Genomic DNA, 21,681 nt, shown 5'->3' with positions numbered 1-21,681 from the left:
CTTGATCGTCGATTACTCGACGATCTTGGCCACGACGCCGGCGCCGACGGTGCGGCCGCCTTCACGGATGGCGAAGCGCAGCTTCTCTTCCATGGCGATCGGGGTGATCAGCTCGACGTCCAGCTCGGCGTTGTCGCCCGGCATGATCATTTCCACGCCTTCCTTCAGCTTCACGATGCCGGTCACGTCGGTCGTGCGGAAGTAGAACTGCGGGCGGTAGTTCGTGAAGAACGGCGTGTGACGGCCGCCTTCTTCCTTGGTCAGGATGTAGGCCTCGGCCACGAACTTGGTATGCGGGGTGATCGAACCCGGCTTGCACAGCACCTGGCCGCGCTCGACGTCTTCACGCTTGGTGCCGCGCAGCAGCACGCCCACGTTGTCGCCGGCCTGGCCCTGGTCCAGCAGCTTGCGGAACATTTCGACGCCCGTGCAGGTCGTCTTCTGAACCGGACGGATGCCGACGATTTCGACTTCCTCGCCGACCTTGACGATGCCGCGCTCGACGCGACCCGTCACCACGGTGCCGCGGCCCGAGATCGAGAACACGTCTTCGACCGGCATCAGGAACGGCATGTCGACCGGACGTTCCGGCTGCGGGATGTAGGCGTCGACCGCCGCCATCAGCTCCAGGATGCGCTCGGCGCCGATCTGCGGGTCACGGTCTTCGACCGCGGCCAAGGCCGAGCCCTTGATCACCGGAATGTCGTCGCCCGGGAACTGGTAGGACGACAGAAGTTCGCGAACTTCCATCTCGACCAGCTCGAGCAGCTCCTCGTCGTCGACCATGTCGACCTTGTTCAGGAACACCACCAGGGCCGGAACGCCGACCTGACGCGACAGCAGGATATGCTCGCGGGTCTGCGGCATCGGGCCGTCAGCGGCCGAGCACACCAGGATCGCGCCGTCCATCTGAGCCGCGCCCGTGATCATGTTCTTCACGTAGTCGGCGTGGCCCGGGCAGTCGACGTGGGCGTAGTGACGGTTTTCCGTCTCATATTCCACGTGCGAGGTGTTGATGGTGATGCCGCGCGCCTTCTCTTCCGGCGCGTTGTCGATGTCGGCGTAGTTCATCGCCTTGCCGCCGCCGGCCTTCGACAGCGTCATCGAGATCGCCGCCGTCAGCGTCGTCTTGCCGTGGTCAACGTGGCCGATCGTGCCGATGTTGCAGTGCGGCTTGGTGCGTTCGAACTTTTCCTTGGCCATGGCCAAACTCCTGTGGCCCGGGTCCGGAACGGAGGGGCGCTTGTGCTCAGTTCAATAAACCTGGAGCGGGTAGACGGGATCGAACCGACATCCTCAGCTTGGAAGGCTGCTGCACTACCATTGTGCTATACCCGCACGAAGAATGCAGTCGCACCGCCCTTCGTTCGAAGAGCGACGTTTCCGCACCCGATTCCTTTTTGGACTCCCGGCCCGTGGGGCATTGAAGCGCGTGGTGGGGGAAGCAGGACTCGAACCTGCGAAGCTTACGCAGCGGATTTACAGTCCGCCCCCTTTGCCGCTCGGGACATTCCCCCAGCGCGCCTTATGTCAATGCCGGTCTGGAAACGCCGGAAACAATCTTTCGATCATTTCGCGACGAAAGCCTTCGCTGTCGGGCGACGCCTGCAGTAGAGGAAGCGCCTGAACCGAAAGCCCTGGGGCCCAAATCGGAGGCCGTCTTATAGTGTCGTCATTTCGAGAACGCAACGACCGGAAAACCGGTAAAAAACAATCTTTCCACAAGAGAGGCGAAGGCCGCCTCGATCGGCCTCAAACGCCCGCCCCGCAAGGACGCGGCGGAAGCGAGCCCGAGCGCCGGCCGGCCCGTTCGCGCCCGGACGCCGATAATTTTCTTTGGGGACGCCATCCGGTTCTGGCCGCTTTGGCGAATCCGGCGCGTCGCGGAATGGGCCGTCTGATGGTCACGGAAGACCGCGCCGAGGAGATTCAGCGCGAGAATCTGGCGAACGGCCACCGAATCGAAGTGGTCGATTCGCTCGCCCTGGGCCGGATGCTGCCCGCCGGGGCGGTGCACCAGGGCATGGTCTTCAAGGTCCAGCCGCTGGAAGGCGTCGCCCTGGAGGACCTGGCCGAACCCGCCGAAGGGGTCATCGTCATGCTGGACCAGCTGACCGATCCCCAGAACGTCGGCGCCATCTTCCGTTCGGCCCTGGCCTTCGGCGCGCGCGGCATCGTGGTGCAGGACCGGCACTCTCCCGCCCTGGCCGGCGCTCTGGCCAAGGCGGCGGCCGGGGCGACCGAGCGCCTGCCCTGCGCCCGGGTGACGAATCTGAGCCGCGCCCTGGAGAAGCTGGCCGACCACGGCTGGCGCGCCATCGGCATGGACGGCGGCGCGGATCTGACGCTGGAGCAGGCGCTGGACGCCCGGCCGACCATCATCGTCATGGGCTCGGAAGGCGACGGCGTGCGCCGCCTGGTGGCCGAACACTGCGAGATCATGGCCCGCATTCCCATGCCCGGCGGGTTCGAGAGCCTGAACGTCTCCAACGCCGCCGCCATCGCTCTTTATGAGGCGGCGCGCGCGCAGGGCCGCGCCCTCTAGACCGAACCCGGTAACGCTCCCCGGCCGCGTCAACTCGCCCCTGCGGCGTCTTGGCGCGGCAGGCCCCGGGCTCTAAAGAGCGGGCATGGACTTCCTCTCCAATCCCGAATTCGTCAGCCAGGCGTCCGCGCTCGGCAAGGTGCTCATGATCGACCTGGTTCTGGCTGGCGACAACGCCGTGGCCGTGGGCCTGGCCGCCGCCGCCCTGCCCCAGGACCAGCGCCGCAAGGCCATCCTCATCGGCCTGGCCGCGGCCGTGATCATGCGCATCGGCCTGGCCCTGATCACCGTCCAGCTGCTGGCCATAATCGGCCTGCTGCTGGCAGGCGGCTTCCTGCTGCTGTGGGTCTGCTGGAAGATGTGGCGCGAACTGCGCGAGCAGGCGACCCACGATCAGGCCGAGGCCGAGGCCGAGATCGAACGCGCCATGGCCATCGAACACGGCGGCGGCCCCAGCCCGGAAGAGCTGGGCCTGAAGCGCAAGACCTTCGGCGCCGCCCTGATCCAGATCATGGTCGCCGACCTGACCATGAGCCTGGACAACGTCCTGGCCGTCGCCGGCGCCAGCCACGACCACCCGTGGATCATGGTCTTCGGCCTGATCCTGTCGATCGCCCTGATGGGCCTGGCCGCCAGCTTCATCGCCAAGCTGCTGAACCGCTATCGTTGGATCGCCTATATCGGCCTGGCCATCGTGCTGTACGTCGCCCTGCACATGATCTGGGACGGCGGGCGTTCGGTCATCGTGCGCACCGGCCACACGGATCAGTTCAACGCCTCGGCCCCCACCTTCCTCGACATCGGCGCCGAGGAGCAGGCCAAGCACCTGCGCCACGGCGGCGAGGGCCCAGGGCGGCACACGCCCGAAGCCCTGCCCGGCGGCCGCGAACGCCGCGATCCGCCGCCGGTCGCGGCGGAGCCCGCCCCGCAAGCGTCCTGAAACGACAAAAGGCCCGGAGCGATCCGGGCCTTTCTCATATCCAGCAGAGCCTCAGCGGCCGCGCAGCCAGCCGGTGATCGAAATCCGGTCGCCGCCCGCCGACAGGGCCACCTGTGTGACCGAGTGCGGCGCGGGCACCCGCAGCAGGTTCAGGGTGTTGAAGCGCGGTGTGAAGGCCTCGGCCACATTGCCGTCGTCGCCGTGGAAGGCCAGCAGCCCGCCCCAGTCGATCCGCCAGCTCGGCGTCAAATTCAGCACATAGGCGAAGTAGCGGTTCTTTCCCTCGGCGTGATCGTCATGCTCGGTCAGGAAATGCCCGGCGCGAAACCGCGTCACCTGCATGTCGGCCAGGGCGATGCGATCTTCCCCGGTCAGGTCGCGCATCAGGCCCAGGAATTCTTCGCCATTCAGGAAGGCCGCCAGATCGCGCCAAGGTGCGTCCGCATGACCGTCCTGCACCAGGTCGAACACCGGATAGTTGTCGTACAGATACTGGAAATCCGCTGTCGCCGACTTCTGGATCGCCTCGGCTAGTCCGCGCTTCTGCTCGGGCTGCAGGGAAGCCAGCCATGCGGACGGCAAATCCACATGGCCGGTCCCGCGCCGCGTTACGACGTTGTAGTCAGCCTCGCGCGCCAGATGATGCAGCGCCGCGGCCGTGGGTTCGGCCAGGATGCCCTCGACCTGGGCGCGCCCCGTCCGTTGCAGCCGCTGGCGAATGGCGGCGCGCCGCTCGGGCGACACCGCATTCAGGATCGGAGGGCTCACCCCTCCGCGCCGCCGAAGCGCTCGGTCCATTCGGCGACCTGGGCGTCCTCGATCTTGGCGAACAGCACCTGGGCCGAGGCCACGGCCTGACCGACCGGCAAGGCGTTCAGCAGATCGCTCTCGGCGTCCGGCCAGGACAGGTCCGTCGCCCCGACCGTGGCGGCGATGCGGGCGGCCGCCTCGGGCATGAAGGGCGCGGTGACCCGGGCGAACAGGGCGACCAGGTTCAAGCCGGTGCGCACGCCGACGGCGGCGCGCTCGCGATCGGTCTTCAGCGCCGTCCAGGGGGCCGCAACCTGCAGATACTCATTGCCGAGCGCCCACAGCGCCCGCGCGCCCTGGGCGGCCTTGCGGAACTCCATGGCCTCGAAATCGGCCGTCAGCTCCTCCAGCCCCGCCTTGATGTCGGCGGCCAGCTTCTGCTCCAGCGGCCCGACCTCGCCCTCGGCCGGGATGACCCCGTCGAACTTGGATTCCGTGAACTTGACGATGCGGTTGACGAAGTTGCCCAGCACGTCGGCCAGGTCCTTGTTCGTCGTCGCCTGGAACTGCTCCCAGGTGAAGGCCGCGTCGGAGTGTTCCGGGCCATAGGCCGTCAGGTGCCAGCGCCAGTAGTCGGCGGGCAGCAGTTCCAACGCCTGGTCCATGAAGACGCCTCGGCCCATGCTGGTCGAGAACTTGCCGCCGTACCAGTTCAGCCAGTTGAAGGCCTTCAACTGGTCCACCGTCTTCCACGGCTCGCCCGAGCCCAGGATGGTGGCCGGGAAGCTGACGGTGTGGAAGGCGACGTTGTCCTTGCCCATGAACTGGACGTAGCGCACGTCCTCGGCGCCCTCGTCCAGTCGCCACCACGAGCGCCAGTTTCCGCCGGTCTTCTCAGCCCACTCCTCGGTCGCGCCGATGTATTCGATGGGGGCGTCGAACCAGACGTAGAAGACCTTGCCCTCCATGCCCGGACGCGGGCCGCCGTCGGGTCCGACGACCGGCACGCCCCATTTCAGATCGCGGGTAATGCCCCGGTCGATCAGGCCTTCGTCCAGATGCTTGTAGGCGATGGAGCGAGCCAGCGGCTGCCACTGAGGCGAGCGGGCGTCGACCCAGGCGCGCACTTCATCGGCCACCTTGGTCTGCAGCAGATAGAGGTGGCGCGTGTCGCGGACCTCCAGGTTGCGGCTGCCCGACACCGCTGAATAGGGATTGATCAGGTCGGTCGGATCCAGCAGCCGGCCGCAATTGTCGCACTGGTCGCCACGCGCCTTCTCATAGGCGCAGTGCGGACACGTCCCCTCGACATAGCGGTCGGGCAGGAAGCGGGCGTCGTCGATCGAATAGATCATCCGGTCGACGCGCTCCTCGATCAGGCCACGCTCCTCCAGCACCTTGGCGAAATGCTGGGTCAGACGGGTGTTGGGCGCGTTGGAGCTGCGGCCGAAGACGTCGAAGGACAGGTTGAAGGCCTCGCCCGCCCGGCGCTGCACCTCGTGCTGCTCGTCGCAATAGGTGCGGACGTCCTGGCCGGCGGCGGCGGCAGCCAGCTCGGCCGGCGTGCCGTGCTCGTCGGTGGCGCAGACGTAGAGGACATCATTGCCCTGCGCCCGCTTGAAGCGCGCCCACACATCGGCGGGCAGCATCGACCCGGCCAGATTTCCAAGGTGCTTGATGCCGTTGATGTAGGGCAGCGCCGAGGTGATGAGGATGCGGGCCATGGTCGTCCAGTCTGCGGGAGGAAGCAGACGGATATAGAGCGCGAAACCCGAGGCGTCACCTTCTCCCTCCCCTTCATGGGGAGGGTGGTCGCCCCCGGGCTTCGCCGAAGGCGAACCCGAGGACAGGCTCCGCGACCGGGTGGGGAGGTCAGGTGATACGAGGCGCGACGTTTGGTTTGCCTTGCCGCCCCACTCGGCTTCGGCTTCGCCTCAGCCACCCTCCCCGGGCCGGGGAGGGAGAACGCCCGCGCGCGTTACAGCCTTCTTGCAATCCTTATGAAGCGCCCGGTCAGCAAGGCTCCCGAGATCAGGCTGGCCACGATCACCGACCAGACCAGGCCGTCCACCCCGATCCGGTGCGCCAGGACCCAGCCCAGGGGGATCATGACCAGGCCATAGGAGAAGAGATGCATCAGCGTAGGCCACACCACGTCGCCCGCCGCGCGGTTGGCCTGGGCCGCCACCACCTGCTGGGCGTCGGCGACGAAGAACAGGGTCGCCAGCACCAGGGCCGGGGTCGCGATCGCCAGGATAGCCGCGTCGAAGGTATAGGCGCGCACCACCAGCGGCGCGGCCAGCCACAGCCCCACGGCGATGATGAAGGCCAGCACCGTCACCACCCCGATGCCCGCCAGCCCGCCGCGCAGGACCCCCGCGCGATCGGCGGCGCCGTAGCTGCGGCCCACCAGCACCGCCGTCGCCGACGACAACCCCATAGGCACCATGAAGACGATGGCCGAGATGTTGATGACGACCGCCCAGCTGGCGGTCTCGGCCGCGCCCAGCTGTCCGGCGAACAGGGTCATGGCGGCGAAGGCGCCCACCTCGATGAAGTTGGACGCGCCCGCGCCCAGCCCCACCCGCATCTGCTGGCTCTCGACCGCCTTGTCGCGCTTCGGCTTGGAGAAGACGCCCAGGGCCCGCGCCTCGGGCAGGCGCAGGATGAAGATCACCAGGAAGACCGCCAGCGCCGTCCGCGCGCCGAACGTCGCCCAGGACGAGGCCACCGCCCCATGCAGGCCGATGCCCAGCAGGTCCGGCACCAGCAGCAGGTTCAGGCCCAGGTTGACCGCATTGGCCACCCACATGGCGACCATCCCGGCCTTGGGCCGATGCAGGCCCTCCAGGAAGAACTGCGCCGCCACCGACACCAGATAGGCCGGCATCGACAGGGCGAAGACCATCAGGGCCGGGGTCGCGCCCTCGCCCAGTCCGTCCTCCAGCCCCATGTGGACCAGGCCGAACGGCCCCAGCAGCAACAGGCCGATCATGCCCAGGACGCCGATCTGCAGGGCATAGACCATGCCGCGTCGCAACACGGCCCCGACCTCGTCGCGGCGACCCTGGCCCAGCAGCCGGGCGGTCATGACCTGAACCCCCATCATCAACCCGACCGCCGTGGTCAGCACGACCGACGACGGCGCCCAGGCCAGAGAGTGATAGGCCAGCTCGCGGCTGGCGTAGTGGCCGACGACGATGGCGTCGGTCAGGCCCATGGTCATGATGCCCAGGCGCGCCAGCACGACCGGCCAGGCCAGCTTCAGCAGCTCGGACAGGGTGGCGCGGGTCTTGAAGCTGAACAGGGCGTGGGTCATCGGAGGCCGCAACAGCCACGCGCCCATGCGCGCGTCAATCGATTTTCCGTGCGTTTCGGGCGCCTACCAGGCGCCCAGTTCGCGCAGTTCGCGCGCCAGTTCGGGCGGCAGGTCCGTCGGTTCGGCCACGGACAGGTCCGGCGGCACGTCCTTCTCGAAATAACGCCAGCCCTGGAAGGGCCGCCGGGCCAGGGGCGCGGTGCGGATGACCTGGCTGTCCAGCTTGATCTCGCAGCGGCTGGCCTTGCCCTCGCCGATGGTGGTGATCTCCAGGATGCGCTGGCGGCAGGTCACGGAGCCTTTCATGACCCAATAGAGGGAGCCGCCGTTTTCGATCTCGGCGGCGCGCTTGGGCGTCATGCGGGTGTGGACGATGCGCCAGTCGGACCGCGCGGCGTTCGCCTCCAGCGTCTCGACCTCGGACACGCCGACGCAAAGCTTGATCATATGAAGGGGCATGAGGGGCCTCTAACATCAGATTGCCGGCGACGTCATGGCGGACATTCTGCGCGAACGGCGCCATGCTGCGCGTCATGACCCTCGACCGCCGACAAATCCTCGCCGCAGGTCTGGGTTTGGCCGCCATGACCGTGGCCGCGCCAACGCTTGGAGAAACGCCCATGTATGGACTGATCGGCCGGATAAAGGCCCAGCCGGGCCAGCGCGACGCCCTGGCCGCCATTCTGCTGGAAGGGACCGCCATCATGCCGGGCTGCTTCAGCTATGTGGTCGCGCGCGATCCGGCGGACGCCGACGCTCTATGGGTCACCGAAGTGTGGGACAGCCAAGAGAGCCACCGCGCCTCGCTGTCGCTGCCCGCCGTTCAAGCCGCCATCGCCAAGGGGCGGCCGCTGATCGCCGGCTTTGACAGCCGGACCGAAACGGAGCCGCTGGGCGGCGTCGGCCTCGCGCGCTGAGCCCCACAGCCTTCGGGATGAACAGGTTTCAGGCCGCGTCGGCCGCCTTCACCACAGCCAGCACCGCGCCGTCCGTCACCTGATCGCCGACCGCGACGTTGAACTCGGCCACCACGCCGTCGAAGGGCGCGGTCAGGGCGTGCTCCATCTTCATGGCCTCCAGCACCACGACCGGCTGGCCCTTGGTCACGACGTCGCCAACCTTGGCGGGCGCGGCGACGATCTTGCCCGGCATGGGCGCGCGCAGGCCGCCGTCGGAGCCGCTTTCAACCGATCCACGCAATGCGGTGAACGGCTTCACCGTTACCGCCAAGCCAGAGTTGAAAACGACAACTTCGGCATCATCATCGCCCAAACGATAGTGGAACGACTGTCCGCTCGGTGCGACCCGAAGCGAGGCTTTCAATCCCTTTAGGCGATTTCCTGAGATCTGCTCGACGACATGCGAGGAACCCTCAAGGTCAACCGCATAGGACCAAGGCTTGGGGCCAGGTGAGAGGCGTGCGGTTCGCTTGGCTCCGTCCACGTCCAGAACGACATGTGATGACTGTGGGGCATTCAGTCGGAAGCCGAAAAGCTGGCTGATCCTTGATTCCCAGGTATCGGCATGATCCCGCCCTATGAAACGCCAGGTCACTTCCTCTGCAATCAGCTTTGCTGCTGCGGCGACAAGCTCATCTGAGACGCAATCGCTGGCAAGAGTTCCCTCCTCCGCCGCGATGAAGCCCGTATCCACGTCGCCCTCGACGAAGCGCGGATGCTCCAGGCAGCGGGCCAGGAAGCCGGCGTTGGTGCGGACGGGCCAGACCTCGACCTCGCGGCAGGCGTCGGCCAGGCGGGCAGCGGCGGCCTCGCGGCTGTCTTCGTGGACGATCAGCTTGGCGATCATCGGGTCGTAGAACTGGCTGACCTCGCCGCCCTGCTCCACGCCGGTATCGACGCGGATGTCGTCGGGCATGACGAAGTGATCCAGCCGCCCGATCGACGGCAGGAAGCCGTGGGCCGGATCCTCGGCATAGAGGCGGGCCTCCATGGCCCAGCCCTTCATCGGGATGTGTTCCTGCGCCAAAGGAATCGGCTCGCCCGCTGCGACGCGCAACTGCCATTCGACCAGATCGACGCCTGTGATGGCCTCCGTCACCGGGTGCTCGACCTGCAGCCGGGTGTTCATCTCCATGAACCAGATGCGGTCGGCCTTCAGCCCGTTCGAGGCGTCGGCGATGAACTCGATGGTGCCTGCGCCCTGATAGTCCACGGCCTTTGCGGCGCGCACGGCGGCGGCGGTGACGGCGTCGCGCGTGGCCTGATCCATGCCGGGCGCGGGCGCCTCTTCGATCACCTTCTGGTGGCGGCGTTGCAGCGAGCAGTCGCGTTCATGTAGGTGGACGACATTGCCGTGGCTGTCGCCGAACACCTGCACCTCGATGTGGCGCGGACGGGTGATGTAGCTCTCGATCAACACGCGCGGATCGCCGAAGGACGACTGCCCCTCCCGCTGCGCCGACGCCAGATTTTCAGCGAAATCCTCTGCGCGGTCGACCTTGCGCATCCCCTTGCCGCCGCCGCCCGCGACCGCCTTGATCAGAACGGGGAAGCCGATGCGGTTCGCCTCGGCCGTCAGGGTCTCCAACGACTGGTCCTCGCCCTGATAGCCGGGGGTGACGGGCACGCCCGCCTCGATCATCAGCGTCTTGGCCGCGTCCTTCAGGCCCATGGCGCGGATCGAGGACGGCTGCGGGCCGATCCAGACGATCCCCGCCGCCATGACCGCCTCGGCGAAGTCGGCGTTCTCGGACAGGAAGCCGTAGCCGGGGTGGATGGCCTCCGCCCCCGTCGCCTTGGCCGCCGCCAGCACCTTTTCCGCGTCGAGATAGGATTCGCGCGCCGCCGCCGGGCCGATCAGCACCGCCTCGTCGGCTTCCCGCACATGCAGGGCCTGGGCGTCGGCCTCGGAATAGACGGCGATGGTGCGCAGGCCCATGCGGCGGGCGGTGCGGAAGACGCGGCAGGCGATCTCGCCGCGATTGGCGACCAGGACGGACTTGAACATGGCTTGTCCTTAGCCCTTCTCCCCTTGTGGGAGAAGGTGGCGGCCGCAGGCCGACGGATGAGGGGTTTCGCAAGGCCGGATGAGGCGGAGCTCTGCGCAACCCCTCATCCGTCATGCTCCACATGACACCTTCTCCCGCAAGGGGAGAAGGACGAACTCATTGCGCCCAGTTGGGCGCGCGCTTGTCGAGGAAGGCGCGGACGCCCTCCTGGCCCTCGGGCGAGACGCGGGCGCGTGCGATGCGCTTGGCGGTTTCTTCCAGCAGGCGATGATCGATATCCTCGCCTGCGACATCGTTGACCAGCCGCTTGGCGTCGCCCATGGCGCCCGGCGCATTGGCCGACAGGCTGTCCGTCAGCATGGAGATGAACTCGTCCACCGAGCCTTCGGGCAGGACCATGTCGATCAGCCCCGCATGAGCGGCGTAATCGGCGTCGAAGATGTTGGCCGTCAGGAACAGCTGGCGCGCGCGGCGCGCGCCGACCGCCTCGATGACATAGGGGGCGATGGTCGCGGGGATCAGGCCCAGCTTGACCTCGGAGAAGGCGAAGCGCGTCCCCTCGACCGCCACGGCCATGTCGCAGGCGGCGACGATGCCCGCCCCGCCGCCCATGGCCGCGCCTTCGACCAGAGCCACCGTCAGCGCTGGCACGTCGTGCAGGGCCTTCAGCATCTTCGCCAGGCCCATGGCGTCGTCGCGGTTGTCGCTTTCGGACCAGTCGGCCGCGTCGCGCATCCAGTTCAGGTCGGCGCCCGCGCTGAACGTCCCGCCCGCGCCGCGGATGAAGACCACCCGCACCCGGTCCGCGCCTTGCAGGGTCTCAAACGCCTCATACAGGGCGGCGATGGTGGCGGCGTCGAAGGCGTTCTTCTTCTGCGGCCGGTTGATGGTGACGAAGACCACGCCGTCGGCCGTGGCGTCGATCTGCACCAGATCATCGTTCGCGTCCGGCGCCGGATCGGCGACGAAGGGATGGGCGATGGCGTTCATCTCCGCCGCCTCGGCGTCGGTGATATCCAGAGCGTTCAGCTCGTCTTCGGTCGGTTTCTGGTCGGTCATGGTCGGCTCCTTGCCGAAGTGAAACGCGGCAGTACGGCTTTGGTGCAGGCTTTCGCCGGTTACATCCGGAACACGCCGAAGGTCGTTTCAGGGATAGGGGCGTTCAGGCTGGCGCTGATGGCCAGGCCCAGCACATCGCGGGTCTGGGCCGGGTCGATGACGCCGTCGTCCCACAGGCGGGCGGTGGCGTAATAGGGATTGCCTTCGTCCTCGTACTTCTGACGGATCGGCGCCTTGAAGGCCTCGGCTTCTTCCGGCGTCCAGGTCTCTGCGTCGCGGTGAACGGTGGCCAGGACGCTGGCCGCCTGCTCGCCGCCCATCACGCTGATGCGGCTGTTGGGCCAGGTGAAGAGGAAGCGCGGGCTGTAGGCCCGGCCGCACATGCCGTAGTTGCCCGCGCCGAACGATCCGCCGATCAGGACGGTAAACTTGGGCACCTCAGCCGAGGCGACGGCCGTGACCAGCTTGGCGCCGTGCTTGGCGATGCCCTCGGCTTCATATTTGCCGCCGACCATGAAGCCCGAGATGTTCTGCAGGAACAGCAGCGGAATCTTGCGCTTGCAGGCCAGTTCGATGAAGTGCGCGCCCTTCTGGGCGCTCTCCGAGAACAGGACGCCGTTGTTGGCCAGGATAGCCACCGGCTGGCCCCAGATGCGGGCGAAGCCGCACACCAGCGACGTGCCGTAAAGCGCCTTGAACTCGTCCAGCTCCGAGCCGTCGACGATGCGGGCGATGACCTCGCGCACGTCATAGGGGGCGCGGACGTCCTCGGGGATGATTCCGTACAGTTCCGCCGGATCATAGGCAGGCGCGCGCGGCTCGCGCACGTCCAGCGGCTGGGGCTTGATGGTGTTCAGATTCGCGACGATGGAGCGCACGATCTCCAGCGCGTGCTCGTCGTTCTCGGCCACATGATCGACCACGCCGGACTTGCGGCCGTGGGTCTCGGCCCCGCCCAGCTCCTCGGCGCTGATGACCTCGCCCGTCGCCGCCTTCACCAGCGGCGGGCCGGCCAGGAAGATGGTGCCCTGATTGCGCACGATCACCGTCTCGTCCGACATGGCCGGCACATAGGCGCCGCCCGCCGTGCACGAGCCCATGACGCAGGCGATCTGCGGGATCGACCTGGCGCTCATCCGCGCCTGATTGAAGAAGATGCGGCCGAAGTGGTCGCGGTCAGGGAAGACCTCGGCCTGGTGCGGCAGGTTGGCCCCACCAGAATCGACCAGATAGACGCACGGCAGATTGTTCTGCTCGGCGATTTCCTGCGCCCGCAGGTGCTTCTTCACCGTCATCGGGAAGTAGGCGCCGCCCTTCACCGTCGGGTCGTTGGCGACGATCATCACCTCGCGGCCCGACACCCGGCCGACGCCGCAGATCATGCCCGCGCCGGGGGCTTCATCCCGGTACATGCCGTCAGCGGCCAACTGGCCGATCTCCAGGAAGGGCGAGCCCGGATCCAGCAACCGCTCGACGCGATCGCGCGGCAACAGCTTGCCGCGCGCCACATGGCGCTCGCGGCTGGCGTCCGAGCCGCCGCGCGCCGCCTTGGCGACCTTTTCATAAAGCTCGTCCCGCAAGGCGCGATTGTGCGCATCCAGCGTTTTGAAAGCAGGACTGTTGCGATCGACGGCGGAAATCAGCTTGGGCATGCCCAAGGTTTAGGAGGCTTCCGCCTCGGGGGGAAGCGGGTTCGATTTCCCGCGACGGGGAATCCGGGATATCTGAGCATTCATGGCCCCGTCTTCCTCCGACAGCTTCGCCGCCGACCTGTCCCGGGTCTTCGAAGGCACGAAGAACACCCAGGCCAGCTGGTTCGCCCTGACGCGGGGCGAGCGGCTGTTCTCGGCGGGTGATCCGGCCGACACCCTCTATCTGCTGCGCGCCGGACGCCTGGGGGTGTTCCGGCAGGACGACGGCCGCCCGCCCCAGATGATCGCCATCATCAAGCCCGGCGATCCGGTCGGCGAACTGGCCCTGCTGGCGGGCACCTCGCACATGTCGGACGTCGTGGCCCTGCGCGACAGCGACGTCCTGGCCCTCCCGCGCGAGGCCTTTTTCCAGGCCGCGCGGGACAATCCCATGCTGATGTCCGAACTGGGCCAGATCATGCTGCAGCGCGCGCGCGACCGCAGCGGCGGCGGCGACCCTAGCGTGTTCGGCTTCGTCTCCGCGCGCGGCCGACCGATTCGGGCCTTCGTCGAGCGCGTCGCCCGCGCCATCGAGGCCCAGGGCGCCACCTGCCACGTCATCGACAACAGCGCCCTCGCCTCGGCCGCCGAATGGTTCTCGCGGGTCGAGGACGCCCACGACTACGTCCTCTATGTCGCCGAGTCGGACGAACCCGGCTGGGCCGCCCTGTGCGCGCGCCAGGTGGATCGCCTGTTCTTCGTGGGCGCTGCCGACCATGCGCCGCCCCCCGCGCCGCCCGTGGCCGACGACTGGGATGACGCCGGCCAGAGAACGGACCTGATCCTGCTCCGCGACCCCAGCCGGCCGCGCCCCAGCAACACCCGCGCCTGGCTGGACGCCCTGAAGCCCGGACGCTGGTTCCATGCGATCGAGGGGCGGTTCGACGACACGGCGCGCATCGCGCGGCTGATCATGGGCTGCGCCGTCGGGGTGGTGCTCTCGGGCGGGGGCGCCCGCGCCTATGCCCACATCGGAGCCCTGAGGGCCCTGCGCGAGGCCGGCACGCCCATCGACTTCGTCGGCGGCGCCTCCATGGGCGCCGTCATCGGCGCCGGACCGGCCCTGGGCTGGTCGGACGAGGAGCTGGACTACCACATCCGCAAGGCCTTCGTGCTGTCAAACCCTCTGGACGACATCGCCCCGCCGATCATCGCCATGACCCACGCCCGCAAGGTCAAGCGGCTGATGAAGGACGCCTTCGGCGACGTCCAGATCGAGGACATGCTGCTGCCCTTCTTCGCCGTCTCGACCAACCTGACCTCGGGCCGGCTGGAGGTGCATCGCGAGGGCATGCTGCGCCATGCCCTGCGCGCCTCCATCTCCATTCCCGGCGTCCTGCCCCCCGTGGTGATGAACGATCAGGTGCTGGTCGACGGCGCCGTCCTGCGCAACTTCCCGACCGAGATCATGCGCCGCTACAACTCCGGCCCGGTCGTCGGCGTCGACGTGACCCAGACCCGCGGCGTCGATCCGCAGGCGCTGGAGAATCCGCCGTCGTGGTGGCGCTGGATCCTGTCGGGCGACTGGCGGCGCGGCCCGCCGATCGTCTCCATCCTGATGCGCTCCGCCACCCTGTCCAGCGACGCCGAACGGCTGCAGGCGCGAGCAGAGACCGACCTGCTGATTCTCCCCAACCCCGAGGGCGTCGATATCCGCGACTGGAAGGCCTATCAGCCGGCCGTGCAGTCGGGCTACGAGGCGGCCTGCGCCGCCCTGGCCACGCTCAACGGGCCGGTCGAGACCCTGCACCGGCGCCCGAAGCCCGCCCCAGAAGAAATAGTCGAGGAAATGGCAGAAGCGTCCTTCCCTCAGGACGTTGCGGGAACACCTCCGCCAACGCCTTCCCCAGAGCCTTGAGGAAGGCCTCGCGCAGCGGCGGCTCGTCCGCCAGGGCGGTCAGATAGGGGCGCAGCGCCGTCCCCTTCATCCATTCCAGCACCGCGTCCTCGCCCTCCAGCACGTGCAGGTAGGTGGTGGACCAGATGTCGATGTCGTCGCAGGCTCCGGCCAGGGCGTCATAGTAGGCGGCCATGGACAACAGCGGCTGGATGGTGTCGACGCCCGCCAGGCGGTCGCGCCAGGGCCCCACAGCCGCCGTCTGGCGCATGAGCGTGTGATGGCGGGTCTCCCAGGCCATCGGCATCTGCACGGCCATCACCCCGCCGGGCGCCAGATAGGCCGCCAGCCGCGCGAACAGGGCCTGATGGTCCGACGCCCATTGCAGGGAGGCGTTGGCCAGCAGCAGGTCCACCGGGCGCTCGGGCGCCCAGACCTCCAGATCCGCCTGAACCCAGTCGACCGCGTCCGGCAGGCCGCGCGCCTGCTCCAGCATGGCGGCGCTGGAATCCAGCCCATGCACCCGCGCCTGCGGCCAGCGGCGCTTCAGCAAGGCGGCGTGTTGGCCGGTCCCGCAGCCGACGTCCCAGACCTCATGCGGGTCCAGGTCGTCCGGCAGGCGGCCGAGCAGATCCAGCGCGGCGCGATCGCGCTGGCGCTCGAAACGATTGTATTGCTGGGGGTCCCACGCCGGCGACGTCATATCGTCATCATCTCCCGTTCCGAATCGCCTGGGCGATTGGGTCGGGGCGAATGGTACAGCCTCTCAGGATCGAACTGAGGACCTCCGGCTCCACAAACCGGCGCTCTAACCAGCTGAGCTAAGGCTGCACATCTCTGCGCGAGGGCGGTTCTCTAGCGGGCCTCGCCCGGCGGGGCAAGCGGCCTTTTCACCCTCGGCGCAGGATTTTGTGTTTTATCCCCGTCAGTTCCAGCCCCGATTGGCGATGTACTGCTGAAGTTGGCTGATCCGCGTCTGGTCCGAAGGGTGGGTCGAGGCGAATTCGGGCGTGCCGGTCTGGCGCTGCGCGGCCATGGTGCGCCACAGGACCAGGGCTTCGGACGGCTTGTATCCCGCCGCGGCCATGTAATCGACGCCCAGGCGATCGGCCTCCAGCTCGTGGCTGCGCGAGAAGGGCAGCAGCACGCCCAGCTGCGCGCCCAGGCCGCCGAAGGCCTGCACCGCCTGGCTGTAGTCCCCCGCCCGGCTCTGCACGGCGCCCAGCACCAGGCCCGCCGTCTGGGTGGTAGAGGCGCGCTCTGCGGCGTGGCGGGCGACGACGTGGCCGACCTCGTGCCCGATCACGGCCGCGAGCTGGTCGTCGTTCTTGGCCAGGTTCAGCAGGCCCGTCGTCACCCCCATGTGGCCCGACGGCAGGACGAAGGCGTTGGGCGTCGAATCGTCGAACACCGCATAGTCCCAGTGGCGGTTGGTCAGGTTGGCCGCCTGGACGATGCGGTCGCCCACCCGACGAACGCGCGCGTTCTGGGCCGTGTTGTTCGACACCTTCTGCGTCCGCAGCGTTTCGGCCCAGGCCGCCTGCGACTGCTGGATCAGGGCGCTGTCGTCGACGAAGACCAGCTGGTTGCGCCCCAGGGCCTCATTGTAGGCGCAACCGGCAATGCCGGCGCTCAAGACCCCCGCGCCGACGGCCAGGACGATGAGGATAGGCTTGCAGGACATGGAACCTCCAGACAGCGTTTCAGCCCTCCATAATGCACAGGCTGAGCTTCCGGCTCCATGGATTCAGCCGGCGCGACGCTCATCGCCGCCGAACCGAAGGCGCATGAAAAAAGCGCCCCGAGGCGAACCTCGAGGCGCTTCTTTCGTTTCGTGCGATCGCTCGCTTAGTCCAGGTTGAACGGCACCCGGACCACGAACTTGGCGTTCGTCGCGGCGCCGTCGACCGTACGGGGCGAAAGCTGCCCACGTTGGACGATGCGGACGGCCGCGGCCCCGAAGCCCATGCCGGCCGGCTCTTCCGAGACGACGCGGCAGTCTTCAGGACGCCCGCTCGGAGTGACGGTGCACTCCACCGTGGCGGAACCACCCACGCCGCGATCCATGGCGCGTTGCGGGAAGTCACGCTCGGTCGGACGCGGAGGGCGCGACCATTGCGGGTTGGTGATCACCGAAGGACGCGGCGGCGCGGGCGGCGACGGCGGAGGCGGAGGACCAGGGACGATAACGGGCGGGCCCGAATATTCGACGCGGTCTTCCTTCTTCGTCGGCTCGATCGGCAGAGTCACCGGCGGCGGAGGCGCCGAGGTGTTGACGACCGGCTCGCGCACCTGGAGCTTCGGCGGCGGAGGCTGATCAGGCGGAGGCGGCGGCGGAGGCGGCGGCGGGGGCGGCGGAGGGGGAACCTCCATCAGCTCCACGTCGACGGCTTCGTCCACGTAGTTGAACTCCTTCAGCTTGAACTTGTTGTTGTACAAGTACAAACCAGCCAGGCCGTGAACGATCACCGAGACGCCAATCCCGACAATCGCCCCCGTCGAAAGCTTTTTCTTCTTCCGAGGCGGGTCGAGGAGCGGATCGCGGTGGTCGTGAGGTTCAGCTGTCATGCTATGCGCCACGCCCCCTTACGATTGATCTTCGCCAACCAGGGCGACGCTGTAAAAACCATTGTCCTGCAAGGCGTTCATGACCTGCATGAAGTCCCCGTAGCGCGTGAGCTGGTCAGCGCGAATGAAGATCCGCTCCTGATCAGGGCTACGAGAGCCGATCTGTTCTTTCAGATCTTCGCCCAGCGTTGCGACCGACGTCCGGAAGTCGCCCACGAACACATCCCCGTCGTTCTGGATGGAGATGAAGATCGGCTTGGGCGGATTCACGGCCGGCGGAGCGACGGCGCGAGGAAGTTTCACCGGCACCGACACGGTGGCGAGCGGAGCCGCCACCATGAAGATGATGAGGAGAACCAGCATAATGTCCACGAAAGGCGTGACATTGATTTCGCTGTTCGCCTCGACGGTGTACCTGCCGCCGCCGGAACCGGAAAGTTTGGCGGCCATCCGTCTTACGCCCCCTTGTCGAGTTGACGCGAGATGGCGTTCAGCAGTTCGGCGACGAAGCCGTCAGCGCGAGCGCCATAGGCCGCGATGCGGGTGTTGAAGTAGTTGTAGAAGATAACCGCCGGGATAGCCGCGAACAGACCGATGCCGGTGGCCAGCAGGGCTTCAGCGATACCCGGAGCAACGACGGCCAGGTTGGTGGTGTTCGACTCGGCGATGCCGATGAACGAGTTCATGATGCCGTACACGGTGCCGAACAGACCGATGAACGGACCGCCCGAACCGACCGAGGCCAGGAACTGCTGGCCGCCCGACAGGCGGATGCCCAGACCGCCCTGAACGGCGCTGACGGCGTTGGCGGCGCGCGAGACGGTGGCGTCGCGGTTGGCGCCCGTCACGTCCAGGCCGGCTTGACGCGACAGTTCGATTTCTTCGGTGGCCGCAGCGACCATGTCGGCCAGCGGGTTGCCGTCGAACTCTTCCGAGGTGGCGACGCGACGCATGTCAGCGATCGTGCGCGAGCCGCGGAAGGCTTCCAGGAAGCGGTTGGTGACCTTGTTCAGCGACGCGAACTCCAGCAGCTTGATGAGCAGCAGGGTCCACGAGAAGATCGAGGCGAGGAGCAGGCCAGCCATGACCAGCTTCACGACCATCGTCGCTTCCATGAACATCGAGATCGGGGTGATGCCGCCGCCGTGGCCGCCGCCCACCGATTCACCGACCGAGGCCGGATCGGCTTCGGCGGCGGTCGCGTCAGCGGCCGGAGCAGCGTCAGCCGCGGGAGCGGCTTCGCCGGCGGCCGGAGCCGAAGCGGCGGCCGGAGCGGCCGGAGCCGCAGCGTCCTGCGCCAGAACCGGCGAGCTCGCCATCAGGACGGCGGCGCCGGCCATTGCGAGGAGGATATTCGTCTTCTTGCTATCGAGCATGTTTCGCCAGTTCCTGCTTTGGTCTGACTCGTGGAACCCAAGACTTGGACCGCGTCAGTCGGCCGAGCCTTTACAGTTGAAATCTTTCCTCCCGCCGGAATTTCTCCCCCGCCGGTCGGTACCGCAATCTTCCGAAGCGTCCTGAGACGCCCGCAGACTGGATCGATGGAACCATATCCCCCCGTCCAGGGCCTGCAAGCAAGAATGCGGTAAGTCCCTTTGGCGAACGCCTTTCTTAGCGTCAAGGGCGGAAAATAGGTTTTCACCCCCGCCCCGGGGCCTAAGGGCCAGGGATGCACGAAATTTGCACCGTTCCGCCAAAAAACAGCAACAATAGTGCGGGGCCGAGAAAGTTAAGAAAAGTTTAGACCCATGACAAATTTCCGGCTTTTTCAAGGCCGGGGCGAATAATCGTCATTTCAAGGGGAAGTGGTGCCTGGAGGCGGATTCGAACCACCGACACGCGGATTTTCAATCCGCTGCTCTACCAACTGAGCTATCCAGGCGTCGCAGTGCGTCGCGAGAGGCGGCTCTATAGGCGAGCCCGAACGGGCTGTCCAGACGCCAATTCACTCAATTCCGCGATCTTTTTCGTCATCGTGCGCATCTTCCGCCGGAATGGCGTAGCCGCCGCTGAACCAGCGCTGCAGATCGACGTCGGCGCAGCGCTTGGAACAGAAAGGCTTGTAGGCCGGAACGGCCTCGGCGCGGCGGCAGATGGGGCATTGGGCCATGCTCAGCCCTCCTTGATCTCGAACACGCCCGGCGCGGCGTCAGGGCGAATGTGAGCCCGCGGCCCCAGGTCGGCGACCCAGGGCGCCAGAACGGCCGCCGCCCCGGAATCGCAATGCAAAGTCAGGCGTGGAGCTGCACGATCCGTCAGCAGCGCCAGGCGCAGCCGGCGCAGGGCGCCGAGTTCACGCGCACTCGGCGCGGCCAGCCGCTCATCCGCGGGCGTGCGCCCCCAGGGCAGGGACAGTTGCAGCAGGCCGAACCGGCTCAGCGGCCCCACGGCCGCCCCCTCATGCGCGGCGAAGGCCTGGCGCGCCGCCTGCAGGACGGCGTCCGGATGCAGTCCGACCCCGACCAGGTCGACGGCGACCAGACCGCCCCACCCTTTCAGCGCCAGCAGCCGCGCCGCCTGGCGCAGCCCCTCGCGATTCACCGCCTCGCGCCCCTTGCGGGAATCGCGGCCGGCGGCCGGGGCGTAGTCGATGTCGACGGCGATCAGGGCGCGCGTGCGCTGGATCGCCAGATCCAGGCCGACGGCAGGCTCGACCACGCCGCCTGACAGCGCCTCCTCCTCGGCCTCGAGCGCGGCGCGTATGGCCTCGGCGCCCGTCACAACGGCCACGCCCGGCGCCAGGTGTTTCAGGATGGCGGCGACGCCGGGGCCGGGCGCGAGCAGGCGCGGCTCCCCCGACGCTTCGCCGAGACGGCGCAGGACCGGCCCCTTGCGCTCGCGCGGCTCTGCCGTGACCTCGACCTCCAGCTTGGCGCCCTCCCCCGGCCGGTCGGCCTTGCCCAGCGGCAGGAAGCCGAAGGGCTCGCCGCAGCCCAGGTCGACAAAGGCGCCGTGCAGCCCCGGCGCCAGCTTGGCGACGCGGCCGACCAGGCGCGCGCCCAGGCGGTGCTCGGGCCGGTCGTCGTCTCTATGTATAATGAGGGCGCAGGCGCGGCCGTCGCGGAAGACCATGCCCCGGGTCTCGCCCGGAGCCGCGTCCAGGAAGACCTCGACGTCGGCCATCAGGCCGCCTCGGCCCGCCAGCCCGCGCCGTGCAACAGATTCGTCGCCTCATAGAGAGGCAGGCCCATGACGGCGGGATGGCTGCCGACGATTCGACTGACGAACGCCGCCGCCCGGCCCTGGATGCCGTAGCCCCCCGCCTTGCCCCGCCATTCGCCCGAGGCGACATAGGCGGCGACCTCGGCGTCGGACAGCGGCTTGAAGCTGACCCGGGTCTCGACGACGCGCCAGGTCGTGCGGCCGGCGCTGGCCACGGCGACGCCGGTGAAGACGCGGTGATTGCGGCCGGACAGAAGGTTCAGGAATTTCGCCGCCTCGGCCTCGTCGGCGGGCTTCTCCAGCAGGCGTCGGCCCAGGGCGACCACCGTGTCGGCCGCCAGGACGACGTCGTTGGGATAGCCCGCAGCCACGACCGCCGCCTTGGCGCAGGCCAGGCGCTGCGCGAGCCGCGCGGGCGGCTCGGCTTTCAGCGGCGTTTCGTCGATGTCGGCGGGCGCCACCAGGTCGGGCGCGATGCCGATCTGCGCCAGCAGCTCAACGCGGCGCGGGCTCGCCGAGGCCAGGATCAGCCGGCGAGCAGGAGCGTCAGGACGCGACAACGCGCGTCCTTACTTGAAGCGGTAGGTTATGCGACCCTTGGTCAGGTCGTAGGGCGTCATCTCGACCAGCACCTTGTCGCCGGCCAGGACGCGGATGCGGTTCTTGCGCATCTTGCCCGCGGTATGGGCGATGATCTCGTGATCGTTTTCCAGCGTCACGCGAAACGTCGCGTTGGGCAGCAGTTCGCTGACCACGCCGGGGAACTCCAGCAGTTCTTCCTTAGCCATGCGGCCTCTCTCGCCCGTGTGAATACAGCTTAAGGCCCGCGCCGGGCGTGAGCG

General features: G+C 67.8%; 20 protein-coding genes, 4 tRNA genes and 1 pseudogene. 4 read left to right on the top strand and 21 right to left on the bottom strand.

Annotated elements, in window-relative coordinates; genetic code table 11:
• Nucleotides 1–12 precede the first annotated feature (12 nt).
• From tuf to D8I30_RS09860, 3 genes are all read right to left on the bottom strand, one after another.
• A complete protein-coding gene (gene tuf, locus D8I30_RS09870) occupies nucleotides 13–1,203 on the bottom strand; it encodes an elongation factor Tu (RefSeq protein WP_121482615.1) in 1,191 nt (396 codons plus the stop codon).
• Nucleotides 1,204–1,264: 61 nt separating this feature from the next.
• A tRNA-Gly gene (locus D8I30_RS09865) sits at nucleotides 1,265–1,338 on the bottom strand.
• Nucleotides 1,339–1,433: 95 nt separating this feature from the next.
• Nucleotides 1,434–1,517, bottom strand: a tRNA-Tyr gene (locus tag D8I30_RS09860).
• Nucleotides 1,518–1,666: 149 nt separating this feature from the next.
• On the opposite strand from D8I30_RS09860, the gene rlmB reads away from it, so the two are divergent.
• Together rlmB and D8I30_RS09850 are read left to right on the top strand one after the other, a co-directional pair.
• Nucleotides 1,667–2,545 carry a 23S rRNA (guanosine(2251)-2'-O)-methyltransferase RlmB gene (rlmB, locus tag D8I30_RS09855; protein WP_121482588.1) on the top strand — a complete coding sequence of 293 codons (879 nt, stop codon included), beginning with the start codon at nucleotides 1,667–1,669 and terminating at the stop codon, nucleotides 2,543–2,545.
• A gap of 85 nt (nucleotides 2,546–2,630) precedes the next feature.
• Nucleotides 2,631–3,485 carry a TerC family protein gene (locus D8I30_RS09850; protein WP_121482587.1) on the top strand — a complete coding sequence of 285 codons (855 nt, stop codon included), beginning with the start codon at nucleotides 2,631–2,633 and terminating at the stop codon, nucleotides 3,483–3,485.
• A 51-nt stretch (nucleotides 3,486–3,536) separates the two neighbouring features.
• Here the strand turns inward: D8I30_RS09850 and D8I30_RS09845 are convergent, their stop codons facing one another.
• The 4 genes from D8I30_RS09845 to D8I30_RS09830 all read right to left on the bottom strand — a co-directional run bounded on the left by D8I30_RS09845 (nucleotide 3,537) and on the right by D8I30_RS09830 (nucleotide 8,013).
• Complete coding sequence (locus D8I30_RS09845) at nucleotides 3,537–4,253, bottom strand: 2OG-Fe(II) oxygenase (RefSeq protein ID WP_240387210.1); 717 nt, start codon at nucleotides 4,251–4,253, stop codon at nucleotides 3,537–3,539.
• Complete coding sequence (gene metG, locus D8I30_RS09840; protein WP_121482586.1) at nucleotides 4,250–5,959, bottom strand: methionine--tRNA ligase; 1,710 nt, start codon at nucleotides 5,957–5,959, stop codon at nucleotides 4,250–4,252. The genes D8I30_RS09845 and metG overlap by 4 nt, the downstream gene beginning before the upstream one ends.
• Nucleotides 5,960–6,213: 254 nt before the next feature.
• Complete coding sequence (locus tag D8I30_RS09835) at nucleotides 6,214–7,554, bottom strand: MATE family efflux transporter (protein ID WP_121483487.1); 1,341 nt, start codon at nucleotides 7,552–7,554, stop codon at nucleotides 6,214–6,216.
• Nucleotides 7,555–7,617: 63 nt separating this feature from the next.
• Nucleotides 7,618–8,013, bottom strand: a complete 396-nt coding sequence (locus tag D8I30_RS09830) for a DUF1489 family protein (RefSeq protein WP_121482585.1) — start codon at nucleotides 8,011–8,013, stop codon at nucleotides 7,618–7,620.
• 161 nt (nucleotides 8,014–8,174) lie between these two features.
• On the opposite strand from D8I30_RS09830, the gene D8I30_RS09825 reads away from it, so the two are divergent.
• A complete protein-coding gene (locus D8I30_RS09825) occupies nucleotides 8,175–8,471 on the top strand; it encodes a putative quinol monooxygenase (RefSeq protein WP_121482584.1) in 297 nt (98 codons plus the stop codon).
• Nucleotides 8,472–8,499: 28 nt separating this feature from the next.
• Here the strand turns inward: D8I30_RS09825 and D8I30_RS09820 are convergent, their stop codons facing one another.
• The 3 genes from D8I30_RS09820 to D8I30_RS09810 form a co-directional block, all read right to left on the bottom strand.
• Nucleotides 8,500–10,521, bottom strand: coding sequence for a biotin carboxylase N-terminal domain-containing protein (locus tag D8I30_RS09820; RefSeq protein ID WP_121482583.1), 2,022 nt, complete (start codon nucleotides 10,519–10,521; stop codon nucleotides 8,500–8,502).
• A gap of 157 nt (nucleotides 10,522–10,678) precedes the next feature.
• Nucleotides 10,679–11,581, bottom strand: coding sequence for an enoyl-CoA hydratase-related protein (locus D8I30_RS09815; RefSeq protein WP_121482582.1), 903 nt, complete (start codon nucleotides 11,579–11,581; stop codon nucleotides 10,679–10,681).
• Nucleotides 11,582–11,640: 59 nt separating this feature from the next.
• A complete protein-coding gene (locus D8I30_RS09810) occupies nucleotides 11,641–13,233 on the bottom strand; it encodes a carboxyl transferase domain-containing protein (protein ID WP_121482581.1) in 1,593 nt (530 codons plus the stop codon).
• 82 nt (nucleotides 13,234–13,315) lie between these two features.
• Here D8I30_RS09810 and D8I30_RS09805 point away from each other — a divergent pair, with 82 nt between their 5' ends.
• Nucleotides 13,316–15,130: a patatin-like phospholipase family protein gene (locus D8I30_RS09805; RefSeq protein ID WP_240387209.1), complete on the top strand. Its 1,815-nt coding sequence runs from the start codon at nucleotides 13,316–13,318 to the stop codon at nucleotides 15,128–15,130.
• 283 nt (nucleotides 15,131–15,413) lie between these two features.
• Here D8I30_RS09805 and D8I30_RS14790 read toward each other — a convergent pair.
• The 11 genes and pseudogenes from D8I30_RS14790 to infA all read right to left on the bottom strand — a co-directional run.
• A pseudogene (locus tag D8I30_RS14790) lies at nucleotides 15,414–15,812 on the bottom strand (methyltransferase domain-containing protein); the annotation flags it as partial.
• 51 nt (nucleotides 15,813–15,863) lie between these two features.
• Nucleotides 15,864–15,940 (bottom strand) — tRNA-His (locus tag D8I30_RS09795).
• A gap of 94 nt (nucleotides 15,941–16,034) precedes the next feature.
• Nucleotides 16,035–16,793: a M48 family metallopeptidase gene (locus tag D8I30_RS09790; RefSeq protein WP_121482579.1), complete on the bottom strand. Its 759-nt coding sequence runs from the start codon at nucleotides 16,791–16,793 to the stop codon at nucleotides 16,035–16,037.
• Nucleotides 16,794–16,957: 164 nt separating this feature from the next.
• Nucleotides 16,958–17,677, bottom strand: a complete 720-nt coding sequence (locus tag D8I30_RS09785; RefSeq protein ID WP_121482578.1) for an energy transducer TonB — start codon at nucleotides 17,675–17,677, stop codon at nucleotides 16,958–16,960.
• 18 nt (nucleotides 17,678–17,695) lie between these two features.
• Nucleotides 17,696–18,127 (bottom strand): ExbD/TolR family protein, encoded by a 432-nt coding sequence (locus D8I30_RS09780; protein WP_121482577.1) that lies wholly within the window; start codon nucleotides 18,125–18,127, stop codon nucleotides 17,696–17,698.
• 5 nt (nucleotides 18,128–18,132) lie between these two features.
• Nucleotides 18,133–19,053 carry a MotA/TolQ/ExbB proton channel family protein gene (locus D8I30_RS09775; RefSeq protein WP_121482576.1) on the bottom strand — a complete coding sequence of 307 codons (921 nt, stop codon included), beginning with the start codon at nucleotides 19,051–19,053 and terminating at the stop codon, nucleotides 18,133–18,135.
• Nucleotides 19,054–19,483: 430 nt separating this feature from the next.
• A tRNA-Phe gene (locus tag D8I30_RS09770) sits at nucleotides 19,484–19,559 on the bottom strand.
• Nucleotides 19,560–19,622: 63 nt separating this feature from the next.
• Complete coding sequence (locus D8I30_RS09765; protein ID WP_121482575.1) at nucleotides 19,623–19,787, bottom strand: DNA gyrase inhibitor YacG; 165 nt, start codon at nucleotides 19,785–19,787, stop codon at nucleotides 19,623–19,625.
• Nucleotides 19,788–19,789: 2 nt separating this feature from the next.
• On the bottom strand, nucleotides 19,790–20,800 hold the full coding sequence (locus D8I30_RS09760) for a ribonuclease E/G (protein WP_121482574.1): 1,011 nt from the start codon (nucleotides 20,798–20,800) through the stop codon (nucleotides 19,790–19,792).
• Complete coding sequence (locus tag D8I30_RS09755) at nucleotides 20,800–21,399, bottom strand: Maf family protein (RefSeq protein WP_121482573.1); 600 nt, start codon at nucleotides 21,397–21,399, stop codon at nucleotides 20,800–20,802. Before D8I30_RS09755 ends, D8I30_RS09760 begins: the two co-directional genes overlap by 1 nt.
• A gap of 9 nt (nucleotides 21,400–21,408) precedes the next feature.
• Nucleotides 21,409–21,627 carry a translation initiation factor IF-1 gene (gene infA / locus D8I30_RS09750; RefSeq protein ID WP_003164348.1) on the bottom strand — a complete coding sequence of 73 codons (219 nt, stop codon included), beginning with the start codon at nucleotides 21,625–21,627 and terminating at the stop codon, nucleotides 21,409–21,411.
• Nucleotides 21,628–21,681: the final 54 nt, after the last annotated feature.

Source organism: Brevundimonas naejangsanensis, assembly GCF_003627995.1.
In the GTDB taxonomy this organism is placed as follows: Bacteria; Pseudomonadota; Alphaproteobacteria; order Caulobacterales; family Caulobacteraceae; genus Brevundimonas; species Brevundimonas naejangsanensis_B.
This window is presented reverse-complemented; position numbering and strand designations above follow the sequence as displayed.